The sequence below is a fragment of the Methanobrevibacter sp. genome, assembly GCF_017410345.1.
GTDB lineage: Archaea > Methanobacteriota > Methanobacteria > Methanobacteriales > Methanobacteriaceae > Methanobrevibacter.
In genome coordinates, this window is sequence record NZ_JAFQQZ010000008.1 from 16,485 (window position 1) to 29,289 (window position 12,805).

12 protein-coding genes are annotated in these 12,805 nt (G+C 35.4%); 5 read left to right on the top strand and 7 right to left on the bottom strand.

Features of this window, described 5'->3' with window-relative positions:
- Positions 1–169: 169 nt before the first annotated feature.
- The 3 genes from IJE13_RS00840 to cgi121 all read left to right on the top strand — a co-directional run bounded on the left by IJE13_RS00840 (position 170) and on the right by cgi121 (position 3,313).
- Positions 170–1,105 (top strand): SDR family oxidoreductase, encoded by a 936-nt coding sequence (locus IJE13_RS00840; RefSeq protein ID WP_292775933.1) that lies wholly within the window; start codon positions 170–172, stop codon positions 1,103–1,105.
- Positions 1,106–1,143: 38 nt separating this feature from the next.
- Positions 1,144–2,685: a (R)-citramalate synthase gene (locus tag IJE13_RS00845; RefSeq protein ID WP_292775936.1), complete on the top strand. Its 1,542-nt coding sequence runs from the start codon at positions 1,144–1,146 to the stop codon at positions 2,683–2,685.
- Positions 2,686–2,788: 103 nt separating this feature from the next.
- The gene (cgi121, locus tag IJE13_RS00850; RefSeq protein ID WP_292775938.1) at positions 2,789–3,313 is read left to right on the top strand and encodes a KEOPS complex subunit Cgi121; all 525 of its coding nucleotides are present in this window, start codon (positions 2,789–2,791) and stop codon (positions 3,311–3,313) included.
- Between the two features lie 79 nt (positions 3,314–3,392).
- Here cgi121 and IJE13_RS00855 read toward each other — a convergent pair whose 3' ends face one another.
- From IJE13_RS00855 to IJE13_RS00875, 5 genes are all read right to left on the bottom strand, one after another.
- Positions 3,393–4,403, bottom strand: coding sequence for a DegT/DnrJ/EryC1/StrS family aminotransferase (locus IJE13_RS00855; protein WP_292775940.1), 1,011 nt, complete (start codon positions 4,401–4,403; stop codon positions 3,393–3,395).
- A gap of 76 nt (positions 4,404–4,479) precedes the next feature.
- Positions 4,480–5,676: a hypothetical protein gene (locus IJE13_RS00860; RefSeq protein WP_292775943.1), complete on the bottom strand. Its 1,197-nt coding sequence runs from the start codon at positions 5,674–5,676 to the stop codon at positions 4,480–4,482.
- Positions 5,677–5,812: 136 nt separating this feature from the next.
- Positions 5,813–6,739, bottom strand: a complete 927-nt coding sequence (guaA, locus tag IJE13_RS00865) for a glutamine-hydrolyzing GMP synthase (RefSeq protein WP_292775945.1) — start codon at positions 6,737–6,739, stop codon at positions 5,813–5,815.
- A 78-nt stretch (positions 6,740–6,817) separates the two neighbouring features.
- A complete protein-coding gene (locus IJE13_RS00870; protein WP_292775946.1) occupies positions 6,818–7,060 on the bottom strand; it encodes a hypothetical protein in 243 nt (80 codons plus the stop codon).
- A gap of 104 nt (positions 7,061–7,164) precedes the next feature.
- The gene (locus IJE13_RS00875; RefSeq protein WP_292775949.1) at positions 7,165–7,731 is read right to left on the bottom strand and encodes a GMP synthase subunit A; all 567 of its coding nucleotides are present in this window, start codon (positions 7,729–7,731) and stop codon (positions 7,165–7,167) included.
- Between the two features lie 229 nt (positions 7,732–7,960).
- Here IJE13_RS00875 and IJE13_RS00880 point away from each other — a divergent pair, with 229 nt between their 5' ends.
- Together IJE13_RS00880 and IJE13_RS00885 are read left to right on the top strand one after the other, a co-directional pair.
- Positions 7,961–8,113, top strand: coding sequence for a hypothetical protein (locus IJE13_RS00880; protein ID WP_292775951.1), 153 nt, complete (start codon positions 7,961–7,963; stop codon positions 8,111–8,113).
- Positions 8,114–8,227: 114 nt separating this feature from the next.
- A complete protein-coding gene (locus tag IJE13_RS00885; RefSeq protein WP_292775953.1) occupies positions 8,228–9,757 on the top strand; it encodes an Ig-like domain repeat protein in 1,530 nt (509 codons plus the stop codon).
- Positions 9,758–9,854: 97 nt separating this feature from the next.
- Here the strand turns inward: IJE13_RS00885 and IJE13_RS00890 are convergent, their stop codons facing one another.
- On the bottom strand, positions 9,855–10,793 hold the full coding sequence (locus IJE13_RS00890) for an FAD-dependent oxidoreductase (RefSeq protein ID WP_292775956.1): 939 nt from the start codon (positions 10,791–10,793) through the stop codon (positions 9,855–9,857).
- A 70-nt stretch (positions 10,794–10,863) separates the two neighbouring features.
- Positions 10,864–12,801 (bottom strand): Glu-tRNA(Gln) amidotransferase subunit GatE, encoded by a 1,938-nt coding sequence (gene gatE, locus IJE13_RS00895; RefSeq protein ID WP_292775958.1) that lies wholly within the window; start codon positions 12,799–12,801, stop codon positions 10,864–10,866.
- Positions 12,802–12,805 lie beyond the last annotated feature (4 nt).

The following is a 12,805-nucleotide window of genomic DNA, read 5'->3' on the forward strand; positions in this document are numbered from 1 at the left end:
ATTTCTCAAATATTTTGCAAATGCTTTTTTAAATATCTTAAAATACACAATATTAAAATAGTATTAAAATTATAAATTTATACTAATATGAAAATAATTTTTTAAAATATCATTCATATAATATATTTCAAATAAATTTTTTACATTATAAATTAAAGGACCAGATATAATGGAAAATAAGGAAATTGTAGTTACTGGAGGATGTGGATTCATAGGTTCACACATTGTTGAGGAGCTATTGGAAAACAACAAAGTAACCGTCATAGACAACCTATCCTCAGGAAAAATGGAAAATCTGGAAAATCCGAATCACGAAAACCTCACATTAATAAAGGAAGACCTTATGGATTGTGATTTGGAAGAGATCTTAAAGGGAAAGGACTATGTCTTCCACCTTGCAGCCAAGGTAAGCGTGCCTGGAAGCGTTGATGAACCATTGGATTACAATCTGACAAACGTTGACGCCACATTGAAACTGCTCATTGCCTGCAAAAACAACAAGATCAAGAAGATTGTCTTTTCATCATCTTCTGCAGTTTATGGAGACAATCCGAACATGCCACTTAAGGAAACTGAACTTCCTATGCCTTCCTCCCCTTATGCAGCTCAAAAGGCAAGTGGGGAATTGTATTTGAAATCCTTCCTTGAAAGCTACGGCTTGAATTATGTTGCTCTTCGATATTTCAATGTCTTTGGTCCTAGACAAGATGAAAATTCACCTTATGCAGCGGTTATTCCTAAATTCATTTCCTCAATCTTGAAAGGTGAAAATCCGGTTATCTATGGAGATGGAGAGCAAAGCAGAGACTTTATCTTTGTAAAGGAAATTGCAAAGGCAAACATTAAAGCTGCCGAATCCGACTACAATGGAATATTCAATGTCGCATTAGGCAAATCAATGACAATCAATCAATTATTCAATATTGTAAGTGATGTTTTGGAATCAGAACTGAAAGCAAAATATCTGGATGAAAGACCAGGAGACATCAAACACTCACTTGCAGACATAAGCAATCTTGAAAACATAAACTTCAAACCTGAAGAGGATAAGTTTGAAGAACAGTTAAGGGAAACAGTAGAATGGTTTAGAGAACAAATGGAATAGAAACTAATCATGCTTAACAAATAATAAAGAGTGAAAAAATGAAGATAGAAGTATTGGACACTACATTAAGGGATGGGGAACAGACCCCGGGAATCTCTTTGAATGCAGTGAAGAAATTAAGGATAGCTACCAAATTGGATGAAATAGGGGTCAATTCCATTGAAGCTGGATCAGCCATTACATCCGAAGGTGAAAGGGAAGCTATTAAACTTATCACATCACAGGGATTGAATGCGGAAATCGTCAGCTTTTCCAGAACATTGATTAAGGATGTGGATTACTGCCTTGAATGTGATGTGGATGCTGTGAATGTTGTGGTTCCGACTTCTGACTTGCATTTGCAATACAAATTGAAGAAATCCCAAAGCGAAATGCTTGAGGATGCGGTTAAGGTAGTTGAATATGCTAAGGACCATGGGCTTGTAGTGGAGCTTGCAGCTGAAGACTCAACCAGAACAGACATTGAATATTTAAGGAAAATATTCAAGGCAACAATCGATGCAGGAGCGGACAGGATCTGCCCATGTGACACTTTAGGAATCCTGACACCTTTGAAATCATTCAATTTCTATAGGAAATTCAACGATTTGGGAGTTCCATTAAGCGCTCACTGCCATAATGACTTCGGCCTAGCAGTGGCCAATACACTATCCGCAATTGATGGAGGAGCCACCAGATTCCACGGAACAATCAACGGTCTTGGTGAGAGAGCTGGAAATGCAGCCATTGAAGAGGTTGTAGTCTCATTAAGCACATTATACAAGTACAGTGACGATGACGATGAAAGCAAATATACAACAGACATCAAAATAAACCAACTTTACAGCACTTCCAAATTGGTTTCAAGATTAAGCAATGCCTATTTGGCTCCAAACAAACCTATTGTAGGGGAAAACGCATTTGCACATGAATCCGGAATTCACGCTGATGGAGTGATAAAGAACAGCGCAACCTATGAACCTATCATGCCTGAGCTTGTAGGCCACAGACGAAAATTTGTTGTAGGAAAACATGTGGGAACAAAAGGTTTGGACAACAGATTGAAGGAATTGGGCCTTGAAGTGAACAAGGACCAATTGAATGAAATCTTCCTTAAGGTGAAAGACCTTGGAGACAAGGGAAAGACCGTTACAGACACTGATCTGGAAGCTATTGCAGAGCATGTACTGAACATTGAACAGGAAAAGAAAATCAATCTGGATGAGCTTACAATCGTTTCAGGAAACAAGATAAGGCCAACAGCTTCCATCAAGATGAACATTGAGGATAAGGAAGTGATTGAAGCGGATGTTGGTATCGGTCCTGTCGATGCGGCCATCAATGCAGTGAATAAGGGAATCCAGAACTTTGCAGACATCAAGCTTGAAGAGTACCACGTAGATGCGGTTACCGGAGGTACAGATGCATTGATTGAAGTAATCGTAAAGCTAAGTTCAGGAGACAAGATCATTTCTGCAAGGGCAACTGAACCTGACATCATCAATGCAAGTGTGGAAGCATACATTGACGGTGTGAACAGATTGCTCGAAGACAATCATTTTTCCTTGGATAAAAAGCAAAGCAAGAAAAATAAAAAATAATACTGATTTTTAATTATAAACTTTAAATTATTATTTTGAATTATTATTTCAAATATTATTTAATTATTTAATTTTAAAATTTAATCCTTCAAGAGAGATAGAAATGGAATACAATAAGGAATTGGCTAATTTGGACAATGTTGAGATATTGGGATTTACTGGAGAGATAGAAAGCATTCCTAAAACATTAGATCAAATAGACAATATTAGAAATAGCTGTTGTGATGTTGGAATCATTCAACTGATGAATGCAGATGCAATAGCTGGAAAGGAACATCTACAGCATGGAATTATCCATGCGATGAATGCATTCAAAAGAGGGGACAATTTAGCTAAGGACTTAGGTATTGAAATTTTAATCAGAACATCTGCCCAAAGGCAAATCTCAAAGGCATTTGACATACTTGGCCTTAAGGAAGGGAAGATGAATATGGCGGTTGTCTTAATCGATTGTCCAGATTACTTTGTCGATGAATTATCCGATATCTTTTTTAGAGATGATGCTGTTTTAGAAGCCGACGAATCAATATTAATGAAGATATATGATATTCCTGAAAAAGAATTAAGGAATATCCATATAACAGACATATTAATTGATAAAACAAGCAAATTAATTGTAGACCAATAATCTCAATTAACTTCTTTTAAAAAATTTATTTAATTAATTTATAATTAACTTCTTTTAAAAAAAATAAAAATAAAAGAGATTAATCATATCTCTTGATTATATTTGAAATGGAATCCAAATTTTCATAATCAAGACAGGAAATATCCAAATTTTTAATCTCTAAAGCCACTGCCTTTTCTTTCAACCTATTATAATTTGGACACTTGGTAATCATTCCATGACTATCCAATACAAATTCCTGGCGCAATCTATAGGATAATGATTTAGGATCTTCTGTTTTTATAATAACATTTATTCCCCTTTTATCATTATGGAATACTTCAAAATTAGTTTCATCTTCTATTTTTTCTTTAAGGTATGAACAAGCATCGATTGTCTTCTTAAGGTTTTTTTCTGCAAAATCCAATTCATTACAGATTCCACAAGCGGTTATATTGCTTGCCTTATTTGTCTTTAGAAGAAGATTTGATTTTTCAAAAAGAGTTTTATCATTTGTTGTAATGAATCCCCCATCTTCAACATTCACTATTTTTGGAGATCCTGTAGATCCAATTATGACATCTGAATTGTTTCCATTTGCCAATCTTTTCTCATAATCTCCAATAGCTCCTGACGCATCCTCTACAACAAGCATATTGTTTTTATGAGCGAAATCACAAATTGCCTTAATGTCCTGTTCTGCAGTATAAGCTGCAAAGCTTGTTAAAAACAGAGCAGATTTATTATTTTCATCATTCAAATCAATTATGCCATCTTCTGATGATGAGATAATTGATTCGTTAAGATTATCCAAATCAATTAAACCATGATTGGTTCTGACTGTAATCAAATCCTTATTTAAAAATTTGGCCATTTGCTTGAATCCATTCCATCCTCCTTGGTCTGGAATTAGGATAGCACCATCAATTGAATTCATAGCACATAAGATAGCGGAATTGCCGCTAGAGACTAATTTAGCATAGCTGTGACCTGTTGTGCTGGCTAATTTGTCTTCAGCCAAGGTGAAATAATCCTGATTATCCTCACCAGCAGCCACTTTAGACATAGCAAATTGAGTTTCCTTTGATGGTTTTTTAAATTTAAGATTCATATTTCTACCTATAAATTTATAATTATTAAAAATTTTTTCCAATATTGAATTTTTTTCATAATAAATATTATTTATTTCAATTCTGCAAATCCGGAGACTTCTTGAAGAAAGAATCCAATGTTGTCTGTTGGGAATGCAATAGCTCATTCAACAGATTGCTTTGCTTGACATATTTGCTGATTGGAATCTTCAATTTGGTTCCACAATAAACAAGAGATTCCCTTAATGATTCAAACTCCTTATAATCTCCATTCATTGCATATTTAATGTTCTCCCTTACATTAAATACTCCAAGGGGAACATATCCGGAATAAGCTTCTCTAAGGATGATGACTCCAGACTGAAGCTTAAGTTTTGCCAATTTATCCAATACTGCCATTTTGGCAGTGTAATAGCATCCCCCTACACAGGAATACTCCGTCTTTCCTGCATTTGTTTCATAATCTGAAAACATCATTTCTTCCTTGCCCATGATCTTAATGAATGCCTCAAACCATTCATACTGCCATTCCGTAGGTGTTAGAATGATTGCATAATAATTGTTCAGACTTGAGAACTCATAGACCCTATAGGAATCCATTATATTGTAATGCCTTACTTCCTTCAATAGATTGTCTGCAATTGTACTGTCACAGGCTGTGATTGACCATCTTGTTGGAACCAGCTTTCGATTCTTCTTTAAGCCGAAAGCTCCAACTGAAAAGGCCTTTTGCATAGCTGAAAATGGAACATCCTTGTTATGCAAGTTCATAACCGCCTCTCTAGCTCTTAAATCAGTGTCATAAAAGCTTTTTTCAAGCTGCCTGTCCCATTTGACCGCATCGATGTCAAATTTTTCAATCAATGCGCTTGGACCATGTGGAGTGCTTTCTTCAGAGAACATCGCACCGGTTGGCCTTGACCCAAAAGTGGCTTCACTGTCAATGGATTTTGATGCAAGGGAAATGTCCTGAAGCTTTTCTACAAATGGATTTTCCAAATCCTTGATATCGATCAATTGCTTGCCGCGAACTAGATTCAATCTATATCTGATAATGTCTTCTTGGCTTTTATTTTCACCAATCCATTGCTCTGGAGAGTCCATGATATAAGTGTCCCCTGTTTGGCTGACCATCATTGGTCCAGCGTACACTTTAGGATAACTCCAGCGACCTATAAAAACAGATGGTGGTGTGCTGCCATCTAAATCCTTTCCAACATCAACTGATTTCATCTGAATCTTTTCAGTCAATTTTGCCAAATAAGCATTTTTAGTAGTTTTAGATGTTCTCATAATAAAAACCTTATAATAAAATAAATGATGGTGATTTGATTTAGTGATTGAAATGATGAAAATGAAATAGTTAAAATTAGTTTAAGAAACTAATTTAACTAATTAAGAGAACTCAATAGTCAATTAATTGACTAGATTAACAGAATTCAATGGTACTAGGTGGCTTATCGCTAATGGATAATGCAACATGAGTAACTTCGGAAACTTCAGAAGTGATTCTTCTGGAAATGGTTCTGATTACATCCCAAGGCATTTCAGGAACGGTTGCAGTCATCGCATCAACAGAACTGATCAATCTGATTACAACAAGATAGCCGAAGTCTCTTTCGTCTCCTTTTACACCAGTCACTTTAGTGTCGGTAAGTACAGCGAAATATTGCCATAATTCCTTATCCAAGCCAGCTTTTTCCACTTCTTCCCTTACGATAGCATCTGCAGCTCTGCAAACTGCCAAGTTGTCTCTTGTTAAAGCTCCAACAACCCTTACACCAAGTCCCGGACCTGGGAAAGGCTGCCTTTGTACAATGCTGTCAGGAAGACCTAATTCAGTTCCGACTTCCCTTACTTCATCCTTATATAAATCTCTAACCGGTTCAACTACCTTTAAAACCATACCGCTTGGCAATGCCATATTGTGGTGGGTCTTGATTTCACCTTCGGTTTCAATCCAATCAGGAGCGATGGTACCTTGAACCAAATATTTGGCATCAACCGCTTGTGCTTCCCTTTCAAAGACTTCAATGAAGACTCTTCCAATGATTTTCCTTTTCTCTTCAGGATCATCCACACCTTCAAGTTCGGATAAAAATTCATCAGACGCATCAACATATTTGAAGTTTAGCCTTTCTTCGAAAACACTGCAAACCTGTTCCGCTTCACCTTCTCTAAGCAATCCATGGTTAACGAATATTGCAGTCAGATTATCTCCAATGGCCTCTTGGGTCAAGACTGAACAGACTGAACTGTCAACTCCACCGGATAATGCTATAATGGTTTTTTCATCGCCAATTTCCTCTTTGATTTTGCGGGTAGCATCTTCAATAAATTCTTTTGGGCTTAACATAAAAATACCTTTAAAAATAATTTTAAAAATCTTAAGATTTATTGTCTTAAGAAATTTTAAAGAAAAACATTAATTGATCTATTCAAAATCTTCGATAAATTCCATAATGATAGCTTCCAAACCTTCGTCCTTGCCATCCATTACAGCATCCATCATATCTTCATATTTGACATATTTTTCAATTTTGATAGCTTTTTCACCAATACCAGTGATTCTGAACTCTTGTTCGCCATCACCAATAGGAATACTGATGTTTTTGAATTTTAAGTTAGCTTTGTTGTCAAGTGCTTTTTTCTTAAAGTCGTCTAAATTATCAAACATTTTATCAACCCTTCAAATATTAAAATAAAAAATAATTATAATCCGAAATCTTTCTTTTAATTTACCCATTTTATAATTTTGACAAATTCCATAAAAGTAATCTCTTATTTTTCAAAATTGCGACAAATCTCATAAAAATTCCTAAAGATGAATTCCCCTTTAGGAGTATGATGAACCTCCGGATGGAACTGGATTCCATAAATCTCTTTTTCCTTATGTTTCATGGCTTCGATGTCACAAAGGGAAGAGCTTGCGATAATGTCAAAGTCTTCAGGAAGAGTGTGAACTTCATCCTTATGAGAGCTCCAAACATCAAGAGGAGATTCAAGACCTTTAAAGAGATTGGAAGTGTCTAAAAGATTAATTTTTACTTGGGCATAACTTTCAGTGTCTGAAGTTGAAACTTCACCACCAAAGGTTTTAGCTATTAACTGATGACCTAAGCAGATGCCAAGAATAGGAATATCAAAATGCTTAATGTATTCTGCAGCATTTCCCACACCATCAATGGAAGGACCTCCACCTAAAATCAAACCGATAGGATCTTTAGCTTCCAGTTCTTCAATGGATGACTCATTGCTGATCAGTTCAGAAGGAATCCTGAGGTATTGCAGGCTTCTTTGAATCCTATGGTTGTATTGTCCTTTGTTATTAATAACTAAAATTGTCATATAATCTCTCAAAATCATTTTTTACGAATAAATGCAATGTATAATATTACATAAAGCTAAAAATTAAATGCTTTATTAATATATAACATTATATTAATTTAATATATATTTAATATAATATATAAATTTAATACTTTTTTAAATGAAAAGTAAATAAGCTTAAATAATAATTGAATAAGTAAACTAATAGTTAATTAAGTTTAAATACTATTAAAAGATAAATAAAACTATGAAAATCGATGAATTAATTACATATATCATAATTATTTGTGTAGTGGCAGTTTTAATTAAATTATTTGCATGGCTACTGCCTATCTTTGTCGTTTTAGCAATAGCTTATGTAATATACATTTTTATTACTGAAAAAGAATACGAACTTTAGATGAATTTAACATGTTCATTTTTATTTTATCCTTATTTTTTTGATTAAATACATTTACAAAAAATGACCAAACATACTAAAAAAAATTATTCAACCCCCAAAAGGAGGTATTAAATGAATAAAAAAATGTTCAGATATTTTTATGTCTTATTAATTTTTCTGATTATTATAAACATAAATATCATTTCTGCAAGTGAAATAGACCAAGATGTCTGTGAATTTTCAAATCAAATCCTAACAGATGACCCGGGAGTTGATGAAGTTGTTGAAGACGATTCAGCAGGATGCTCAACAGACACCAACACAGAAGAAACAGACAACCCAGGATGCTCAACAGACACCAACACAGAAGAAACAGACAACACAGGATGCTCAACAGACACCAACACAGAAGAAACAGACAACCCAGGATGCTCAACAGAAACAGACCCTAATGAAATAGAGCCTACAAATCCAAGTGTTGGAGAAGATCCAATTACAGAACCAGTCATATTGAAGAAAACATCTTTGAGCTCAGCAGATTATGTTATAAAAAACAAATATTTGAATGTCTATTTAAAAGACAGCTCTAAAAAAGCTATTCCAAAACAGAAGGTTAAACTTTTAATCAATGGAAAAACCCTAACTGCAACAACCAATAGCAATGGAATAGCCAAATTCAATATAAGCAACTCTGCAAAAACCTATAAGATTACTTTAAAATATGAAGGGGATTCCACATATGCCTCCTCTTCAAAAACATTGAACTTAAGAGTCATTGCCAAACCGATTTATACAAAAATAACCATTGGCAGATATGGTATATTCAAAAACGATTATTTGAAGGTTTATTTGAAAACAACTGCAGATAAGGCAATTGCCAATCAAACCATCAAAATAAACTTCAATGGAAAAACATATACCAGAACAACAAATAAGAACGGTTTGGTTCAATTGAAAATAAACCAAAGCTCCAAGATCTACAATGTGACCATCAACTATACTGGAAAGGGCAATTACATTCCTGTTAGCAAAAAAACAAAGGTCAATGTCTTATACAGCAAGCTTATTGGAAAAACAAGCTACGGAAAGGTATATTTCATTGGAGTCATCGGAAACCGCAGCTCAAAAATTAAAATAGCATATGTTGTAGGATTGCATTCCATGGAACATCAAATTCATGATTCACTATATAAGCAGATCACAAATAAGGTGAATATGAGATATAAATATTATGTTTATAGAATCGTCTTAACCAATAAAAAAGGTTCATATTCCACTTTAAGGATGAGAGGCCAAAAGCTTGCCAAAAATTATATAGTTCCACATGCCAAAAAGCAAAAATTTGATTTGGTTGTTGACATTCATTCTACATCTGGAATAACCTATAAACAGACTTACTTTATACATGTTCCAAAAAATCAACATGAACCTTCAATGAAATTGGCTAAAAAGACCATTAAAATAATCAAATCAATTGAAAATAACTCTAAGATGTTATATTGGTCTCCTCCGACTCAAACAAGTCCTCCTTATATACACTTACCTCTCATTAAGGCAGGAACTCCTACTTTTGTATTTGAGACTTGGAGCTATGAGAAAAAGTCCCAAACCAATAAAAGGGCTAAAATATTGATTCAAGCTGTTGATAAGGTATTTGGTTAAAACAACTAAATATCTTACTTTATTTTTTTTGGACAATATAAATAATTCGTGATAATGCGAATGATAAAGAATCTTAAAAAAATATAAAAAATGATCTTTAAAGATTGAAATAATTATAAGCAGAGATGGCAGCTACTGCTCCTTCACCACAAGCGACAACCCACTGCTTAACCCCACCAGTAATATCACCAGCAGAGTAAACGCCTTCCAAATTGGTTGCCTGATTCTTATCTGTTATGATATAGCCGTCTTCGTCTAGAGCAACCCCTAATTCCTTAGCCAGATCATTGGAAGGATCATCACCAATGGCAACGAATACGGCATCTGTCTTATAATCTTCCTCTTTTCCATCCCTTAAGAGAGTGACTGAACTGACAGCCATTTCCCCCTTGATCTCTTCAATGGTGGAATTCCAAAGGACTTCAATGCCATTCTCCTCCAAGGCCTTTTGAAGATGGTGTTCACATCTCAATTCATCCCTTCTGTGAACCAATTTCACATTGCATCCGAGATTCTTGAGATATAATGCCTCTTGAGCAGCACTGTTTCCTCCACCTACCATAAGAACATCCCTTCCAATGAAGAACATTCCATCACAGGTTGCACAGTATGCCACTCCACGACCTAGGAATTCAGCCTCCCCAGGAACATTCAAATGTCTGTGGGATGCTCCAGTAGCTAAAATAATGGTTTTGGTAAAGAATTCCTTTTCACCTGTTTCATCGCTTGACATCAATAAAGGAGAATTTTTGGTTTTTAAATTAAAGCCATCATCTGTCTTTTCAATGGAATCGATTACAGTGTTCTCCAAAATTTCACAATAATTTTCACTTTGTGCCTTCATCTTGCCAATCAATTCCATTCCAGCAATCAAGTCAAATCCAGGATAATTCTGCATCATAGGCACTTCCAAGCCTAATCCTCCAGCCATTCCCTTGTCTATAACTAAAGTCTTTGAGTTTTGCCTGCCTGCATACATCCCTGCAGTCAATCCTGCCGGACCTGCTCCGATGATTATAATGTCATAATTCTCCATATCAACACCATTATGATTTAATTGATAAAAATTATTTAATTTATAAAAAAATAATTAAAAAGAATCAAAATCATAAAAGATTTTGAATCTCTTCTCTAACAATTTTATTTACTAAACTACCATCTGCCTTTCCTTTAAGCTTCTTCATACTCATTCCCATTAAAGGACCCATAGCCCCCATTTGACGTTCCTTGATCATGGATTCATTTTGAATAGCTATCTCATGAATGATGTCCCTGACTTCATCTTCACTTAAAAGAGTCAGATTAGCCTCTTCAGCAACAATGTCAACATCCTCATCTGGATTTTTGCTGACTGCAATCATCAGGTCCTTTATTGCATCCTTGGATATCTTTCCATCTTCAAGAAGTGAGAATATTTCAACTAACTTATCTTCAGTGAATATGGAAACATCAATTCTTTCTCTCTTTAAGTCCCTTAAGTCAGATACAAGTACGGAAGCTACGGTAGTTGGATCTACTTTAACTTTAGATAACAATGATTCGAAAGTGTCTCCTAAAAGTCTTCTGACTATTTGGTTTGCCAAGTCTTCAGATAACTTATATTCAGCCTTGATTCTTTCCTTTTTAGCGTCTGGAAGCTCTGGAAGGTTGTTTTTAATAGGTTCGACCATATCATCAGTGATTTGGAATAAAGGAATATCTGTTTCAAGATACATCCTGTTTGCAGTAGGAAGCGGCCTCATATATTCTGTGTTTCCATCATCCAAAGCTTTTCTTGTTTCCTCTACAACACCATCAAATGCCATCTCAGCTCTTCTGATTACCTCATTCAATGCATTTACTGCAATATCCTCATCATGAGCCACAATAATAATTGCATCTTCAGGGTTGATTTTTAAATAATCTTTCATTGCATCGACTTCTTCAGCACAGATACCATATGCAGGAAGCTCATCAGTGTGGAAAAGACCGGAAACACCCATCTTCTTGGCATAGCTTGACAATTCAGTACCGAATCTTCTTCCTGGCTGAATCTCCTTTCCGATGAGTCCGTCAAATCCTCTCAATATTATACCTTTAATGCAATTTGCCTTTGACAATATCTTTGAGGAAGTGTCCTTGAATACTTCATCAAGGTCGTAAATGGTGTCTTCAACACTTGCATTCCTTTTGATCAATTCATCCTTGATGTCAGCAAGTGCCAATTGCCTTTGAACTTCCCTTTCAACAATTTCAGGCATTAGATCAAGGTCCTGCACACCTTTTATTTCCACTCTTGCACCGCTTGTGATACTAATGTTTACATCCTGCCTGATTGTACCAAGACCTCTTTTCACATTAGTGCTTCTCAATACCTGACCGATCATATAGGCAACTTCCTTGATCTGTTCAGGATGGTGCATGGAAGGGTCTGTAGTGATTTCCGCAAGAGGAATTCCTAATCTGTCAAGTCTAAATTGGGTGAACTCATCATCGGAATCAATTCTTCTTGCCGCATCCTCTTCAAGGCCTAATGATTCAATTGCCACTCTGCCGTAAGGAGTGTCCAGGTAACCGTCAGTTGCCGCAAGACCTGTTCTTTGGAAACCACCGGTGTTACTTCCATCAATTACCTGCTTTCTCATTGTATGGAATTCATCCACCATTTTCATGTTCAAAAGTGAAGCGATTGTGATACAAATATCAAGGGCTTCTCTGTTCAATGCATGAGGTGGCTCATCATCGGTTTCAACAAGACATGTGTGGTCATTGAATGACTCATACTTAAAGGTCATGTGCCTTAATGATTCCTGAAGGGCAGCTCTGTCGATTTGACCCAATTCACTTTGGGTTGGCCTTAGGTTTCTTATTATTCCATCGTCAAATTCATCATCAGTGAGTTCTGTTGAACATGGGCAGAACAATTTATGCTTGGTATTCAATTGCTGGTGGATTTCAAGACCCATCATAAGTCCAAGCTCTTCCCAATTTCTTTCTATCTTAGGAGTTTCAGATTTATTATTCTTTTTTCCTTTGCTTGCTTTTTTAGATTTGTTTTTAGCCATCTTC